The sequence below is a fragment of the Nitratireductor sp. L15S-10 genome (assembly GCF_045011005.1).
Classification (GTDB): domain Bacteria; phylum Pseudomonadota; class Alphaproteobacteria; order Rhizobiales; family Rhizobiaceae; genus Nitratireductor.
Genome location: NZ_CP120675.1, coordinates 17,943 through 33,201 on the forward strand (window position 1 = coordinate 17,943; position 15,259 = coordinate 33,201).

At 60.3% G+C, this 15,259-nt stretch carries 13 protein-coding genes and 1 pseudogene; 4 read left to right on the top strand and 10 right to left on the bottom strand.

Going from position 1 to position 15,259, the window contains the following annotated elements; all coding sequences use genetic code 11:
• Position 1: 1 nt before the first annotated feature.
• The 6 genes and pseudogenes from P2W41_RS18085 to P2W41_RS18110 all read right to left on the bottom strand — a co-directional run.
• Positions 2-151: pseudogene (locus P2W41_RS18085) on the bottom strand (signal peptidase II); the annotation flags it as partial.
• A gap of 25 nt (positions 152-176) precedes the next feature.
• Entirely contained in the window at positions 177-920 is a 744-nt protein-coding gene (locus P2W41_RS18090; protein ID WP_009452630.1) for a cytochrome c biogenesis CcdA family protein, read from the bottom strand.
• Positions 920-1,540, bottom strand: coding sequence for an SCO family protein (locus P2W41_RS18095; protein ID WP_009452629.1), 621 nt, complete (start codon positions 1,538-1,540; stop codon positions 920-922). The genes P2W41_RS18090 and P2W41_RS18095 overlap by 1 nt, the downstream gene beginning before the upstream one ends.
• Complete coding sequence (locus P2W41_RS18100) at positions 1,537-2,040, bottom strand: copper chaperone PCu(A)C (protein ID WP_009452628.1); 504 nt, start codon at positions 2,038-2,040, stop codon at positions 1,537-1,539. The genes P2W41_RS18095 and P2W41_RS18100 overlap by 4 nt, the downstream gene beginning before the upstream one ends.
• Positions 2,033-2,650 carry a cation transporter gene (locus P2W41_RS18105; RefSeq protein WP_018065776.1) on the bottom strand — a complete coding sequence of 206 codons (618 nt, stop codon included), beginning with the start codon at positions 2,648-2,650 and terminating at the stop codon, positions 2,033-2,035. The genes P2W41_RS18100 and P2W41_RS18105 overlap by 8 nt, the downstream gene beginning before the upstream one ends.
• A 66-nt stretch (positions 2,651-2,716) precedes the next feature.
• A complete protein-coding gene (locus tag P2W41_RS18110) occupies positions 2,717-4,849 on the bottom strand; it encodes a heavy metal translocating P-type ATPase (protein ID WP_040673348.1) in 2,133 nt (710 codons plus the stop codon).
• Positions 4,850-5,070: 221 nt separating this feature from the next.
• Here P2W41_RS18110 and P2W41_RS18115 point away from each other — a divergent pair, with 221 nt between their 5' ends.
• The 3 genes from P2W41_RS18115 (at position 5,071) to P2W41_RS18125 (ending at position 6,642) form a co-directional block, all read left to right on the top strand.
• Positions 5,071-5,511 (top strand): disulfide bond formation protein B, encoded by a 441-nt coding sequence (locus P2W41_RS18115; RefSeq protein ID WP_024706423.1) that lies wholly within the window; start codon positions 5,071-5,073, stop codon positions 5,509-5,511.
• Entirely contained in the window at positions 5,508-6,167 is a 660-nt protein-coding gene (locus P2W41_RS18120) for a thioredoxin domain-containing protein (RefSeq protein ID WP_009452624.1), read from the top strand. Before P2W41_RS18115 ends, P2W41_RS18120 begins: the two co-directional genes overlap by 4 nt.
• Before the next feature lie 70 nt (positions 6,168-6,237).
• On the top strand, positions 6,238-6,642 hold the full coding sequence (locus P2W41_RS18125; protein ID WP_009452623.1) for a helix-turn-helix domain-containing protein: 405 nt from the start codon (positions 6,238-6,240) through the stop codon (positions 6,640-6,642).
• 142 nt (positions 6,643-6,784) lie between these two features.
• Here the strand turns inward: P2W41_RS18125 and P2W41_RS18130 are convergent, their stop codons facing one another.
• Positions 6,785-7,384 (bottom strand): recombinase family protein, encoded by a 600-nt coding sequence (locus P2W41_RS18130; protein ID WP_009452622.1) that lies wholly within the window; start codon positions 7,382-7,384, stop codon positions 6,785-6,787.
• A gap of 147 nt (positions 7,385-7,531) precedes the next feature.
• Here P2W41_RS18130 and P2W41_RS18135 point away from each other — a divergent pair, with 147 nt between their 5' ends.
• Positions 7,532-10,477, top strand: a complete 2,946-nt coding sequence (locus tag P2W41_RS18135; RefSeq protein ID WP_255606526.1) for a Tn3 family transposase — start codon at positions 7,532-7,534, stop codon at positions 10,475-10,477.
• A gap of 330 nt (positions 10,478-10,807) precedes the next feature.
• Here the strand turns inward: P2W41_RS18135 and P2W41_RS18140 are convergent, their stop codons facing one another.
• The 3 genes from P2W41_RS18140 to P2W41_RS18150 form a co-directional block, all read right to left on the bottom strand.
• Positions 10,808-11,521 carry a GntR family transcriptional regulator gene (locus P2W41_RS18140; RefSeq protein ID WP_009452618.1) on the bottom strand — a complete coding sequence of 238 codons (714 nt, stop codon included), beginning with the start codon at positions 11,519-11,521 and terminating at the stop codon, positions 10,808-10,810.
• A gap of 108 nt (positions 11,522-11,629) precedes the next feature.
• A complete protein-coding gene (locus P2W41_RS18145) occupies positions 11,630-12,427 on the bottom strand; it encodes a heparan-alpha-glucosaminide N-acetyltransferase (protein WP_240532839.1) in 798 nt (265 codons plus the stop codon).
• 43 nt (positions 12,428-12,470) lie between these two features.
• Positions 12,471-15,242 (bottom strand): heavy metal translocating P-type ATPase, encoded by a 2,772-nt coding sequence (locus P2W41_RS18150; RefSeq protein ID WP_040673345.1) that lies wholly within the window; start codon positions 15,240-15,242, stop codon positions 12,471-12,473.
• Positions 15,243-15,259 lie beyond the last annotated feature (17 nt).

Genomic DNA, 15,259 nt, shown 5'->3' on the forward strand with positions numbered 1-15,259 from the left:
CCACGCCGGTGTTAAAGCCGAGCACGAGATTAAAGAAGCCGGTGACGGGAATGACCTGAGGTGGATTCATAACATGGTCCATGACCCACCACTTCGTCGCCTGATCAATGAAAAACCCGCCAAGGGCGAGTGGAAGGCCGAGCCTGAGCATGTCCGAATGTCCTTTAAACTCCGGCTTAGCCGATCCGACCGAGGGCCGGGAACGTCTGGAGCAGCCATATTGCAAAGCTAGAGAGATGGCCGGTGATCATGGCGATGCCCATCACCACCATCACCCCACCAGCGACGATTTTGAGCACCCGGCCGGTGCGGCGCATCGACATCATCCGCGCCATGAACCCGCGCATGAATAAAGCCGCCAAGATGAAAGGGAGGCCAAGGCCCAGGGAATAGACGGCGAGCAGCGTCGTTCCGCTTGCAACCGTGGCGTTGGCAGCGGAGAGGGTCAGAATCGCACCTAGCACTGGTCCGATGCAGGGAGTCCAGCCGAACGCAAAAGCGAGACCCAGGAGATAAGCGGCCCCAGCGCTTCCGCTGCCCGGATTGGCATGGAACCGGGCTTCACGATTGAGCCAGGGCATTGGTACGAGGCCGGTCGTGAATAGGCCGAAGACGATAACGATCCCTCCGCCAATCAGGTTCGCTTCGAAAAGATACATGCGCAAGAGCCGGCTCAACACGGTGGCGCTGGCCCCAAGGATGACAAACACGGTCGTGAAGCCGAGCACGAAGCAGAGGCTGAGGCCGAGAGTTCGGCCCGCTGCCCTGAATTCTGTATCGGCCGCAATTCCGTCCGGGCTAATCGTGCGGCCTGCAACGTAGGAAATATAGCCCGGCACCAGCGGCAGAACGCAGGGCGACAGGAAGGATATAACGCCAGCGGCGAAAGCCGTCGCCATTCCGATACTGGAGAACTCCATCAGCCAATCTCGCCCACTAGACGGCGGAGCTTCTGCAAGCGAATCTCACGCGGCTCGTGCATGTCGAGCGTGCCGACGAATTGGCTCTCGGCATCCATCATGTAGACGCCTGCGGTGTGATCCATCGTGTATTCGCCCCCCTCCAGAGGCACTTTTCGCGCGTAGGCCGCAAAGGCCTTCACCACGGCGTCCGTTTCCTGTCGATTTCCCCGCAATGCGAGGATGCGATCATCAAAGGCTGTCATGTATTGAGCCAGCAGCTCTTGGCTGTCTCGTTCGGGATCGACGGTGAAGAACAGTACGTTGAACTGGTCGGCCACCGGCCCGAGCTCGTTCATGAGATCGCTGAGTTCGTAGAGCGTCGTCGGACACACATCGGGACAATGGGTGAAGCCGAAGAAGGCGAGATAAGGCTTTCCAGCAAGCGCGGCATTGTCGATCGTCCCGCCTTGATGCGATGTGAGCTGGAACGGGCCGCCGATAGCTGCGATGCCTGTCGAAGACGCGACCGCCGCATTTTGCTGCTGCCAAGGCTTGGACACTGACAAGCCGATGAAAAGCCCACCGACAGCGGCGACGGCAACCCATGCAACAAGACGGAAAAGTTTGACGCCGCTCATTGGACAGCCTCTCCGTGCCCGTCATGTTCGTTCGCAAATTCCGGACGAGCACCCATGTTCTGCACAGCGAACTCAACGTCGATGGTACCGGCCTGCTCGAACACCAGTGTTGCGGCAAACCGCTCCCCTTCCTTCAAAGGACGCGATGGCTTCAAAAACATGATGTGTATACCGCCAGGTTGAAGTTCGACCGTCTTGCCAGCCCCAATTTCGATGCCATTTTGCACCGGCCTCATGCTGGCAACCCCGTCGATCACGGTCGACTCGTGGATTTCCGCCCGTTCTGACAGAGGTGATGAGATCGAAACCAGACGGTCGGCCATACCGCCATCGTTCGTTAGCGTCAGATAGCCGCCGGCTACCGGCGCGACCGGCGGAGTCGCGCGCGACCACGGATGATTGATGGTGATCGAACCGGCTTGGAAGTCGTGACCAACGGCAGGAGAGATCAATACCGCAAGGGTAAGGAAGGCGGCGGATAGGGCTCGTGAACTAATCATGTTGATTAACTTTCTCTCCAGCTTCCCCGGCCTTTTCAAGAATTTCCAAGCCGCTTCTGACAACGACAACAACCACGCCCAGGCCGATGATCAGATCCGGGTAGGGCGAATTGAAAAGGATTACGGCCAGACCCGAAAGCGCGATGGCTGAGTTCACGAGCATGTCGTTTGTCGTGAAAATCCATGAGGCTTGCAGATGCACGCCGCCTTCCCGATGAGAATTCAGGAACCACATGCAGATCATATTCGTAAGCGCGCTCGCGATTGCCACGGCAATCATGACCGGCCCTATCGGATCGGAGCCAGTGAAGAAGCGACGACCGACTTCAAATAGAAGAAGACCAGCGAAAACCATCAGAAGGATACCCGACAGCCGGGCAACTCGAACCTTCGCCGCCAAACCGCGACCTACGACGAAAAGGCTAATAGCGTAGACACCGGCATCGCCAAGATTATCGAGTGCAGAGCCCATCAATCCTGTTGACTGAGCCCACCACCCTAATCCCCCCACAATGGCTGCCTGGGCCGTATTGATCGCAAGCACCCATGCGAGCGCCCATTGTTCGCTCTTCTCGGATGAAGTGGCACTGCCCTTGGACTGATTACTCATAAATTACACCTCGGCTTTCTTGGCGAGAAGTGGAAGCCGCGACCTGCCTTCGCGCACTGCTTGGGCTCATTTGTCGCGGGTGCCGCGCCAGGTCAGCAGGCGCAGCGCATTGGCTGTAACGAGGACCGTAGCGCCCGTATCGGCGAGAATCGCCATCCAGAGCGTGGTAATGCCGAATAGAGTCGTCACGAGGAAGACGGCCTTCAGACCAAGCGCTATGGCGATATTTTGCCAAATATTGCCGAGTGTCGCCTGTGACAACCCGATGAGATCGGCAACACCCGTCACCCGGTTTCTGAGCAGCGCGGCATCTGCGGTCTCCAGAGCAACGTCGGTGCCTGCACCCATGGCAACGCCAACGGAAGCGGCTGCGAGCGCCGGCGCGTCATTGATACCGTCTCCCACCATGGCGATCGGGCCATTAGCTTTGAGGCGACCGATCTCGGCGAGCTTGGCGTCGGGCAACAATTCGGCGCTTGCCTCAAGGCCAAGATGGGCCGCAATGGCGTCGGCCGTGCGCTTGTTGTCGCCGGTCAGCATCAGTGGCCGCACACCTCGATCTGTCAGCCGCTTCACACCTTCGATAGCGTCGTCGCGCGGTTCGTCGCGCAACGCGATCAATCCCTCGATGGTCTTGCCCTTTATAAGCACGACGACCGTCTTGCCCTGGCTCTCCAGTGTGGTGATCGTCTCGGCAATGTTCTCTTCGAGGGCAGCCTGTTCGGCGGCATGACGGGGAGACCCGACCGAAGCGAAGCCGTCCTTCAACCGCGCTGTGACCGCTTTGCCGGGTGTGGCAACGCCGCCCCCGAAGGTGACGGGCAGTTCGAGCCCCCGCACTTTTGCCGCCTCCACGATTGCAACCCCGAGAGGATGGCTGGTGCTGCGCTCGACGGCCGCTGCAATGGCAAGGACGGCGTTCTCGTCCCCATTGATCGGCACAATGTCCGTCACCTGGGGATGGCCACGCGTCAGCGTTCCTGTCTTGTCGAAGGCAACAGTTACGACCTTACCGAGTATTTCCAGTGCCGCGCCCCCCTTAATCAGCAATCCCTGACGCGCGCCGGCGGCAAGACCCGAGGCAATAGCCGCCGGCGTGGAAATCACGAGCGCGCAGGGGCAAGCAATCAGCAACGTCGCAAGACCCCGATATACCCATGTCATCCAGTCACCGCCGAAGGCGAGCGGCGGCACCACGACGATCAGAGCCGCGACGACCATAGCGCCAGGCGTATACCAGCGGCTGAAACGGTCGATCATACGCGCCGTCGGGGCCTTTGATTCCTGAGCTTCCTCGACCATGTGGATGATGCGGGCAATGGTATTGTCGGCCGCGACATGACTGATCGACACTCGCAACTCGCCATTTGCATTGATGCTGCCGGCATAGACGTTTGCGCCGGCTTCTTTAAGCACGGGCATGGATTCGCCTGTCACGGGCGCCTCATCGACCTCAGATGCACCATCAATCACCGTGCCGTCAGACGGCACACGGTCCCCAGGCCGAACAACGACGACATCACCAATAGCCAACTCTTCGGCAGCGACCTGCTCAATGACACCATCACGCTCGCGGAACGCGACCCGGGGCACGAGATCGATCAGCGCTTCAATGCCTGCCCGCGCACGGCCTGCCGCCACGGTTTCAAGCAGCTCGCCCACTGCGAACAGGAAGATCACGACAGCAGCTTCTTCGGCCTCGCCGATGGCGACCGCGCCGAGTGCCGCGACCGTCATCAACGTCTCGATGGTGAAGGGTGAGCCGGACATCGCACCGGCGACCGCCCGCCGCGCGAACGGGATAACGCTGATCAGGGCCGCACCTGAATAGAGCCATTGCTCCCAATCCGGCAGGATACGCGCAATGGCGAAGGCAAGCATGAACAGTGCGCCGGTCAGCAGTACAAGCCGACCCTTGCTGCCTTTCCACCACGCCTCTGTGATGCGCTTCCGAGGCGGACCCCCCTTCGTCTCAGCCTGCTCGATCACTGGCGTGTACCCGAGCGCTCGGATCTTTTGCTCAATAGTGCCGAGGGCCGTCCGGTCTTCATCGAGTTGCAATGCTAGCGTCTCGTTGGCGTAGCTGACATTGATGTCGCTAACGCCCGGCAGGCGTTGCATCGCCGTCTCGATTTTCAATGCGCACGAGGCGCAGTCCATGCCTTCTATACGCAGTCTGTAAGGGCTCGCTGCCGCCATGGTGTCACCTCGATGGTTTAATGTGACACCGCAGATAGACCCTGTAGCAACTATAGGGTCAAGAGTGGACTTCGTTTATTTGATTTCGCGCTGCGATCCACGTGCAAATTCGCGGTACAACTTCATTAAGGAGCCTTGACCCTGTAGTGGGTACAGGGTGCAGAAATAGTTGAATGCAAAGGTAAATGGAGCGAAGCGAAACGATGGCGAAAGGGAGTGCTATGACCACCGGGGCGGGCACGACTGCAAATACCTGGGCGTTCGTCTTCTCGGCATGGCTCATTGCGCTTGCCGCCTCGCTCAGCGCTCTCTTCATTGGTGAGGTCATGGGACAGACGCCGTGCAATCTGTGCTGGCATCAGCGCGCTTTCATGTTTCCGCTGGCGGTCATTCTGGCTGTCGCTAGCTTTCGAGGTGATGCCAGCGTTTCCCGGTACGGACTTCCACTGGCTGCCCTAGGTGCCGCCATCGCTGCATTCCACTCCCTCCTTTATGCGAGGATCCTTCCAGCAGCCATCGAGCCTTGTACACAAGACGGCCCGTCATGTTCTGGCGTCGAGATGACGGTCCTTGGCATTTTGCCGCTCCCTTACCTATCGCTCGCCGCCTTTGGGAGCATCGCTCTTCTTCTCGTTCTCGCGCACCGGAGACGTTCAACATGACCAGACGGTCCATCGTACTTCTCACTGGCCTTGTCGCACTGATTGTCTTTGCAGGCGGTGCCTTTATCTACGACCGGTACGACGGCCTCTCGGCACAGCCCGTTGCACCGGCGCAAGGTGATGCGTTGGTCAGGGCGCATTCACCCGTAATCGGCCCAGCGGATGCGCCGGTGACGATCGTGGAATTCTTTGATCCGTCCTGCGAGGCGTGCCGAGCTTTCTATCCAGCCGTTAAGCAGATCATGGCGAATTTCCCTGCCGAGACGCGCCTGGTCATCCGATACGCGCCCTTCCATGACGGATCTGACGAAGCCGTCAGGATTCTGGAAACAGCCCGTCTTCAGGACAGATACGAACCGATACTGGAAGCCCTGCTGGCGCGACAGCCGGAATGGGCCGTGCATGGTGCACCCGATCTCGAGAAAGCCTGGGAAATCGTGGCGGCGGCTGGGTTGGATGTTGAGCAGGCACGGCGTGAGATGTCCTCGGCCGAGATTGACGCCGTTCTTGAGCAGGATATGGCCGATGTTCAGAGCAATAATGTGCGCCAGACACCGACCTTTTTCGTGAATGGCAGGCCGCTGGAATCCTTCGGACCGCAGCAACTCCACGACCTGGTGCGTGAAGAGGTGGAGAGCGCCAGAGCGGCGCACTAGGCGAGCCATCGAGATCGACAAACGTCCAAATAGAACCTACATGACCCTGTATACGCTATAGGGTCATAAAATGAACTCTTCAATTCTGACGATCGGTCATCTTGCAAGGCAAACCGGTACCAAGGTCGAAACGATCCGCTTTTACGAGAAGAACGGTCTACTGCCCGAGCCCTCGCGTACCGAAGGCAATTATCGGGCGTACGAGCCAGACCATCTGAACCGGCTGAGCTTTATCCGCCGGGCACGTGACCTGGGCTTCTCGCTCGACCAGATCAGAGCGCTTCTCACGCTATCCGACAATCGCGGACAATCCTGCGCAGCAGTTGATGCCATCGCTAGCGAACATCGTGCAGAGGTCGAAAAGAAGATCACTGATCTCATGGCGCTCAAGGCCGAACTCGACAGAATGATCGACCAGTGCGAGTGCGGCATCGTCGACGATTGCCGGATCATTGAAACCCTGTCGCCGAAATGATCGGAGGTCCATGCAGCTTTGCCGACGATCCATGTCTTGATCGACTGCAATTGGTAGGTCGTTCGACATCTTCCGCTTGGAAGGGTTGGCTGCTGAAAGCGGCCTTTCCGCTTTCCACCCCATGGAGGTCATCGGATCCAAGTCATGCCAAGGCCTCATGGGCTTCCCGCTGACGATATTCGGCAACGATTCTTGAGACGGTTGGCTCGCTCACGTCATAGAGCCGCGCCATCTCGGCGCCGGACTTGCGCCCCGCAACAACGGATTCGGCGATCTCACGCCGTTTCTTATCGTCAAGTTTGCGCCGCCGACCACCGAGCCGCCCTTCCAACCGCGCCTGCGCTAGCCCTGCGCTAGTCCGCTCGCGGATCATGGCGCGCTCGAACTCGGCGAATGAGCCGACCATCTGCATCATCATGCGGCCTGCCGGTGTCGTCGTGTCGATCGCTTCGGTCAGCGACCGGAAGCCGGCCCCCGCCGCTTCGATCTTTTCCATCAAGTGCAGCAGGTCTTTCAGGCTTCGCGAAAGCCGGTCGAGCTTCCAGACAACAACGACATCGCCATCCCGTAGCTGGCCGATCATCTCCTGGAGCCTCGGCCGGTCCCATCGCCCGCCGCTGGCGGATTCTTCGAAGACGCGTTTACAACCCGCTGCCGTCAGCGCGCGCAACTGTGCTGCGTTCGACTGGTCGTCCCCCTTCGACACGCGAGCATAGCCGATCAAATAAGGTGCGGTGCTCAATTCGATCCTTTCACAAACGGCCGTCTACGGAAGCAGGATGACCATGACCGCAAATCAAGGCTCAATGCCTTTCACAATCCTCTTGCAAAACTGTATCAAAAGGCAAGTGATTTTTGAAAGGGATAACCGATGCCAGCACGCATTTACATGACCGGCCCTCAGCGCGACGCTTTGTTGGCGCTGCCCGAAGACGAGACGACGGTCGTCCGCCATCACAGTCTGGACGTAAACGACCTAGCTGCCATCAACAGCGCCCGCACGCCTGAGACCCGGCTTGGCTATGCTTTGCAGCTTTGCTGTCTGCGTTATCCGGGGAGGCATCTCCGACGCGGCGAATTGCTGCCCGCTGTCATGCTCGACCATATCGCTGAGCAGATCGGGATCGATGCAGAAGTGATCGGCGGTTTCGCACGACGGACGCCCACACGCTACGATCAGCTTCTCGCGATCAAGGCGCGTTTCGGGTTCACCGACCTCACCAAGCCGATGCGCGCAACGCTTCGAGCGTGGCTGGAAGCCGAAGCTGTCGGCCTGACCAACGGACGCGTCTTGTTGGGCAACTTCCTCGACGAACTGCGCTTCCGTAAGATAGTCATTTCCGGAATCACCGTGGTCGAGCGCATGGCCGCCGAAGCGATGCACGCGGCCGAAAACCGGATCATCGCCGACATCGACAATCGTCTCGATCCGGCCACCCATAGCCGACTTGACGCGCTTATCGCCGAGAAAACGCACGATAGGCAAAGCCGATTTTCCTGGCTACGGGAACCCACCCCGCGCGTCGCCTCTGCCTCGCTCGTCGGTATTCTTGACAAGATCGCACTGGTTCGCGGCATCAGGACGCCCGCCATCGATAGACGATACGAACCCCGAATGGAGCAATTTGCGCGCGAAGGGGTCCGCTACACCGCGCAGGCATTCCAGCAGATGGGGTCGGCGCGGCGGCATGTTATTCTTGTGGCGACGCTGCGCGAGTTTGAGGCCACGCTGACTGACACAGCTATCGGTATGTTCGACTCGCTCATCGGGCGAGCGCATCTGCGTGCCCGCAAACGCCTTGAACAGACGGTTGCCGCTTCTGCCGACCAGGGCCGCGACCGATTAATCCGTGTCGCCGACGTGCTTGAGGCGGTCAGCAAAGCCGCACGCGCCGGCGGCGATATTGCAGCAGCGGTCGCAGCGGTCGCCTCGCTCGATACGATCGATGCCGACGCTGCTCTTCTCCGGCGAACCACGAGGCCGGGACGAGATAATGCCATCAGTGAAATCGGGCCAGAATATCGGACGTTCAAGCGGGCGGGGCCGCGCTTCCTGAAAGCGTTCACGTTCGAGGGTCGCAAGGGTACCGCGCCGCTCCGTGCAGCGATGGCGATCCTGGCCGAACTCGATGGCGACTGGCGCACGGCGCTCCCTGATGGCTTGCCGCTCGGGCATATCGAGCGGCGATGGCAGCGCTATATCGTCACGGACGACAAGATCGACCGAACCCATTGGGAGCTGGCGACCTATTCCGCGTTGGCTGGAGCACTGGCGGCGGGCGACATCTGGGTGCCAACCTCCCGACTGCACCGCTCTCTGGAAACGCTGCTTTCACCGAGTACGGATCCGGTCCCGGCACAGGTCTCCGATATTCCTGATCCTCATGTGTGGCTCGATGCCCGCGCGGCCGAACTGGATACTGCGCTGCTCAAGGTATCAGGGGGGCTGACCAGCGGCGATCCCGCGCTGTTTTCCGGTGACCGACTGCGGTTTCCGAAAGAGCCGAAAACCGATCTTGCCGAACGCGACGATGGCAGACAGTTCGTCCGGACCTGCTACAATCTCGTGCCGACGACGCGCATCACCGATGTTTTGTCTCAGGTCGAACGTTGGACCGGTTTCACCAGCCATTTCGGTCATGTCTCGACCGGGTTGCCGCCCAGCGATGAACGATCCTTTCTCGCAGCTATGATTGCGGAAGCGACGAACCTCGGCCTGTCACGGATGGCTGAGGTCTGCGGCGTGGCATCGCGGCGCACGCTCCTGCGCATGCAGACGTGGCACATGCGTGAAGAGACGTTTCGCGCCGCGCTCGGCTGTCTGACCGACGCCATACAGGCCGAACCAATGGCGGCCTGGTTCGGTGAGGGCTGGCGCGCCTCTGCCGATGGGCAGGCTTATTATCTTGGTGGCGCCGGGGAGGCTGGCGGTCAGGTCAACGCGCATTACGGCCGCGACCCGATCGTCAAAATCTACACCACCATCACCGACCGCTACGCACCGCTCCATCAAACCGTGATCGCGGGCACTGCCGGCGAAGCGATCCATGCCCTCGACGGCATTCTCGGCCACGAAAGCAACGCCAACCTTTCCGCGCTGCACGTCGATGGCGGCGGCGTCTCCGATATCGTGTTTGCGGTCATGGACCTGCTCGGGCTTGATTTTGAGCCACGTATTCCGCGCCTCTCCGATCGCCGCCTCTATTCCTTCGAGCCGCCCAAGCGTTACGGACGCCTCGCGCCGCTGTTCGGGAACAGGCTCAACCGCGATCTGATCGTCAATCACTGGCCCGACATTCATCGCGTCATTAGGGCGATGCGCGACCGAACCATCACCCCATCGCTGATCCTGAAAAAGCTCTCAGCCTACCGGCAACAAAACAGCCTTGCCGCTGCCCTTCGCGAGGTCGGCCGTATCGAGCGCACACTCTTCACATTGCGATGGTTCAAGGATCCGGCGCTTCGCCAGCTTGTCACGGGTGAACTCAATAAGGGCGAAGCGCGAAACAGTCTGGCGCGCGCGGTTGCGTTCCACCGGCTCGGCCGCTTCCGGGATCGCGGTATCGAAAATCAGCAAATGCGAGCGGCAGCACTCAATCTCGTCACCGCCGCAATCATCCTGTTCAACTGCCGCTATCTCGACCGCGCCGTGAGTGAACTTGGAAGTCGCGGAGTGAAAATTGATCCCGCTCTACTCTCGCAGCTTTCACCTTTGGGCTGGGACCGGATCAACCTCACCGGCGATTATGTCTGGTCAGACGGCATTGAACTCGATGCCGACGGACTCATGCCCCTTCGAATCCCCGATAGCTACCGTGAATCTATGTCCCGATAATGCACAGAGGCCGAGTAGCTTCCGATTTTGGGAGAGGGCAGTGATCCTGTCTGCGAGATGCTCCTGAAAGATGGCCACCTCAAGCACGAAATCTGCGGATTCCGGCAACGAGGTGCCCGGACCCCAGCATTGGATAACGCGGGGGATCTTTAATCCGGACAAAGTGAAACCGGCAATATTCTCGCGAATACTGTATTCCAAGATGGCACGTGCCATTCCAAACTCGTCGCGCATAGCATTGGCTGCACTAGCCGGGCTGTGGTCAATCAAGGTGTTCATCGCTGTTTTCGGGTGCCCGTTTGTCTATTGATATCCATCCTTGCATCGCCGCTACTGAGTGAAGATATCAACGGCCTCGAGGGCGTAAAGGTTTCCTTTCCGGACGAGATCAGGGATAAATTCCCTCTTCCGCTCGTATTGCTCTTCAAGGTTGCGAAGTGCATCGTTGATGCTGCCTTTGTCGAGAGCGGCAAGAAATTCCGTCATTGCGGCAATCGTCTCGTGGAGCCTCGCCTCGTTCTTCATGTCGAGCTGCCGAATGAAAGTCGTTCGGTCATTGAATTCCAGCATCAGGCGTACCATCCGCAGATTGTCGGTCAAGCCGGCGATACGCTCATAGACTGCTTCGATCGCGAGTGCTGCAGCTCCAGCACTGTCGGATGCGGGCTGCCTGATAGCCAGGTCGAGCTCGACCAATCGCAATCCTCTTGCCGAGAACTGGAACACGCCGTTTTGCAGGCAATATTGTGCGATCATGAATGCTGTTTCGTAGTCGGCGGAAACCTCGTTGACGGTCAAGGGTCGGGTCATGTAGCTCCGGCTGCCATCCTTCGCGATGATCCCTTCATTCGCGAGCAGGATGAGGGCTTCGCGTACTGGCGTGATGCTGACCCCAAATCGGTCAGCGATGTTCTTCATCTCCAGGGAGGTGCGTGGCGGCAGCTTCTGCATGACGATAAGCGATTTGAGGCGGCCATAGACCTGTCCCGTCTTGTTTACCTGTCCGTTCTCCGAGCTTGGCGCGTCTGGCAGGTCCTCATGCATCCAAGGTCACTCCTCCCTGAATATGCGGCTCGCTATGGCTGCTTCTCGCCAATGTTGTTCGTGGGAACTGGTTCGGACAGGAGATTGTCCCGTCACACGAAGTAGTCATCAATTCGAAAGAGCCCACGAAAGAGGAATGATGAAAGCCAGGAGAAGCGGCTGGTGCAGAAGGTAGATCGGCAGGCTCTGTTTCCCCATCCAGATCAATGCGGCAGCCGATCCGCCTCGGGGAGGGGCCTTCGAGGAAGGACTTCGATTGGAGCCAAGTCGGAGCAGCTTCGCCGTAGCCATGCCGAAAAGCGTTATACCGACCCACGGGAAAACGGGAACAAAGTCGTTGCTGGGGAGTGGGTTCTCGGCGAATCCGATCCAGGCCAGCCATCGTGTGTCGAAAACCGGCGATTGAACGAAGAATGGAAGCAGCACAACAGCAACCGCGGCACCCAGGCAAAGTGGAGCGCCGGCGCGCAGGAATGCTGCGCCGACAAGCGTGGCGGCCGCGATTGCGTGCAAGATCCCGAAATAGATGAAGCTCTCGGGAAAGACGAACCAGGTAACGACAGTGATGGCGCCGGCGGCGACCACTATGGTCAGAAGCCGGCGGGCAAACGCCCCCTTATCCACGGCAGCATGGTGGGCGAGGACGAGGCTGATCCCGACGAGAAACATGAACGTCCCGGCAAGGCTTCGCCCGAAAGCCAGCCAGGCCGGGTGCCGGGCCACTCCGCTGATGATCCCGGTGAACTCCAGATCCCAGACGATATGGAAAAGAACGACCCCTGCGATCGCGAGACCGCGCGCGATGTCGACCGCTGCGATGCGCTGACCGTGAGCCAATGCGGTCACCTCACCCGGACCGACGCGTTGCCGACCGACAGCACGGCCGCCGGGGCAGTCAGACCGCATGATCGCGACATCGCACTCGCTAGGGTCTCCGAATGCCGCGCCCTCATGCGTCGCGCAGTCCCTTCCAGGCCAGCAGCCGCATCGCATTGGCCGTGACCAGCACCGTCGCGCCGGTGTCGGCCAGGATGGCGGGCCAAAGCCCGGTGATGCCGAGAACCGTAGTCACCAGGAACACCACCTTCAGGCCAAGTGAAAGCGTGATATTCTGGAGGATGTTGCGCATTGTGAGACGCGACAGCAAGATCATGTTGGCGACGTCCCTGACGCGGCCATGCAGGACGGCGGCATCAGCCGTTTCCAGCGCCACGTCCGTACCGCTGCCCATGGCGATGCCGATGTCGGCGGCGGCGAGCGCTGGCGCATCATTAATCCCGTCGCCGACCTTGGCCACGAACTTTCCTGTGCCGCGAAGCTCACCGACAATCTTCTGCTTGTCCTGCGGCATCAACTCGGCGCGGGCCTCCATGCCGAGCGAGGCCGCGATGGCTTCAGCGGTGCGCCGGTTGTCGCCGGTCAGCATCACAGTGCCGGCCCCGAGATCGTGAAGGGCGGCTATGCCGGTTTTTGCATCGTCCCGCGGTTCGTCGCGAATGGCGAACAGACCCGCCACCTCGTCGCCCGCAAGCAGCACCGAAACCGTCTTGCCTTCGTCGTTCAGTGCGGCAATGCGGGATTGCAGTTCCGCGTCGAGCGAAACCTCCTCGGCTGCGGCTTTCGGAGACGCCAGGAACAGCTTGACGCCATCCACCGTGCCGGTAACGCCCTTGCCGCCGATGGCGCCGGCATTGCTGGCCGCGACGATCGTGACGTCCTCGGCTTCCGCTCTGGCAAGGATCGCAGTCGCCAGCGGATGGCTCGATCCGGCCTCAAGCGCGGCGGCAAGCCGCAGCACTTCGCGTTCGTCACGCGAGATGCCGACAATATCGGTGACCTTCGGCTTGCCTTCCGTCAAGGTTCCCGTCTTGTCGAGCGCGACGTAATCGACCTTGCCGAGATTTTCCAGCACCGCCCCGCCCTTCATGAGCAGGCCCCGGCGCGCGCCCGCGGAAAGAGCCGCGGCAATCGCTGCAGGCGTTGAAATGACGAGCGCGCAGGGGCAGCCGATCAGCAGCACCGCAAGGCCGCGATAGATCCAGGTGTTCCATTCCGCACCGGCAAGAAGCGGCGGCAGGATCGCGATCAGGGCGGCCACGACCATCACCGCCGGCGTGTAGTATTTAGAGAAGCGGTCGATAAACCGTTCGGTGGGAGCCTTCGACTCCTGAGCCTCCTCGACCAGGGCGATGATCCGCGAGATGGTGTTGTCCTCGGCGGCGGCGGTCACGCGAACCCTGAGCACGCCTTCCTGATTCACCGTGCCCGCAAAAACCTTGTCTCCCGGTTCCTTGCGCTTGGGCACCGACTCGCCGGTTACCGGCGCCTCGTCGACCGCGCTTTCGCCGGAAATGACGTCTCCGTCCGCCGGCACCCGGTCACCGGGCCGCACAAGCACCACCGCGTCGATAGACAGGCTCTCCGCCGGAACTGTCTGCGTCGTGCCATCGCGCTCCAGCAAGGCCGTTTTCGGCATCAGTGTCGCCAATGCCCGGATGCTGGCGCGGGCACGGCCCGTTGCGATGCCTTCGAGCAGCTCGCCGACAAGGAACAGGAAAACCACGACCGCCGCCTCTTCGGCCGCGTCGATGATGACAGCCCCGACCGCGGCGACCGTCATCAATGTCTCGATGGTGAACGGACTTCCATTGACCGCGCCGAACAGGGCACGCCGGGAGATCGGGATCAGCCCGACCGCCATGGCGGCGATGAAGCCCCAGGGCTGCGTTTGCGGGAACAATTTGGACAGCACGAAGGCGACAGCCAGCGCAATGCCGCAGACGACAGTCAATTGCGCCTTGGATGTTTTCCACCATGGTCCATCCTGGGGACCGTGATCATGGCCATGCATGCCTTCCAGCGCGTCAGGGGTTCCGGCACCACTGCCGCCCGCCTTTGAATCCTGCTCGTGACGGCAATCCGGGCCGTGGACATGATCCGCAGCCGGAGAGCCTGACTTCTGGCCGGAAGCCGGAATCGGCACGGCCTTGTAGCCAAGGCTGGTGACTTTGCGGGCGAGACCTTCAATGTCGGCATTGCTTTCATGCGTAACGGTCATGGTCCCGGCGACCACCGAAACCTTCACGTCGGTAACATCCGGCATTCGACGCACTGCGGTGTCGATCTTGGCCGCGCAGCTCGCGCAATCCATGCCGGCGACGCGAAAGCGGGTCTGATGCGCGCCTGCCGACGTAGTCTCCTCGATAAAACTACTCGCAGCGCGATCTTCGCCTGAATGACTGTCCCCCGCGTGATCGCGATCAGCATGGTCGTGCTTGCAGTCCGCACCATGAACATGTGCGGAATGATCGTGCCTCGTATGATCGTGATCGCCGTGGTCATGGGGAGGATGATCATGGTTGCATTTCGGCCCATGCGCATGACCGGCATGGTCATGACCCGAATGATCGTGATCGACGTGCTCGTGATCATGGTCCGCATGGTTGGATTTTCGGCCTTGACCGTGGGCGGTCTCCGCAGCCTTCGACTTCTTCACCGCACCAAGGCGTGTGGCCTTATAGCCTAGCCGGTTGACCTTTTGGGCCAGTGTGTCGAGATCGAGCTTGTCTCCGTGTTCAACGCTCACGGTGCCAGCAACAACCGACACGTTCACATCTGTGACATCCGGTATTCGTCGGACCGCTTTGTCGATCTTGGCGGCGCAACTTGCGCAATCCATGCCTTCAACCCGAAAGCGGGTGCGGCGTGCTGCAGCGTTCATCTCGATGTCTCCTGTCT

What these genes read in the sequence shown, in the direction of transcription:
- P2W41_RS18125 (WP_009452623.1), top strand. Translation starts at nt 6,238, where the DNA reads ATGAACTCTTCAATTCTGACGATCGGTCATCTTGCAAGGCAAACCGGT.
- P2W41_RS18105 (WP_018065776.1), bottom strand. Translation starts at nt 2,650, where the DNA reads ATGAGTAATCAGTCCAAGGGCAGTGCCACTTCATCCGAGAAGAGCGAA.
- P2W41_RS18135 (WP_255606526.1), top strand. Translation starts at nt 7,532, where the DNA reads ATGACCGGCCCTCAGCGCGACGCTTTGTTGGCGCTGCCCGAAGACGAG.
- P2W41_RS18095 (WP_009452629.1), bottom strand. Translation starts at nt 1,540, where the DNA reads ATGAGCGGCGTCAAACTTTTCCGTCTTGTTGCATGGGTTGCCGTCGCC.
- P2W41_RS18100 (WP_009452628.1), bottom strand. Translation starts at nt 2,040, where the DNA reads ATGATTAGTTCACGAGCCCTATCCGCCGCCTTCCTTACCCTTGCGGTA.
- P2W41_RS18110 (WP_040673348.1), bottom strand. Translation starts at nt 4,849, where the DNA reads ATGGCGGCAGCGAGCCCTTACAGACTGCGTATAGAAGGCATGGACTGC.
- P2W41_RS18090 (WP_009452630.1), bottom strand. Translation starts at nt 920, where the DNA reads ATGGAGTTCTCCAGTATCGGAATGGCGACGGCTTTCGCCGCTGGCGTT.
- P2W41_RS18120 (WP_009452624.1), top strand. Translation starts at nt 5,508, where the DNA reads ATGACCAGACGGTCCATCGTACTTCTCACTGGCCTTGTCGCACTGATT.
- P2W41_RS18140 (WP_009452618.1), bottom strand. Translation starts at nt 11,521, where the DNA reads ATGCATGAGGACCTGCCAGACGCGCCAAGCTCGGAGAACGGACAGGTA.
- P2W41_RS18150 (WP_040673345.1), bottom strand. Translation starts at nt 15,242, where the DNA reads ATGAACGCTGCAGCACGCCGCACCCGCTTTCGGGTTGAAGGCATGGAT.
- P2W41_RS18145 (WP_240532839.1), bottom strand. Translation starts at nt 12,427, where the DNA reads ATGCGGTCTGACTGCCCCGGCGGCCGTGCTGTCGGTCGGCAACGCGTC.
- P2W41_RS18115 (WP_024706423.1), top strand. Translation starts at nt 5,071, where the DNA reads ATGACCACCGGGGCGGGCACGACTGCAAATACCTGGGCGTTCGTCTTC.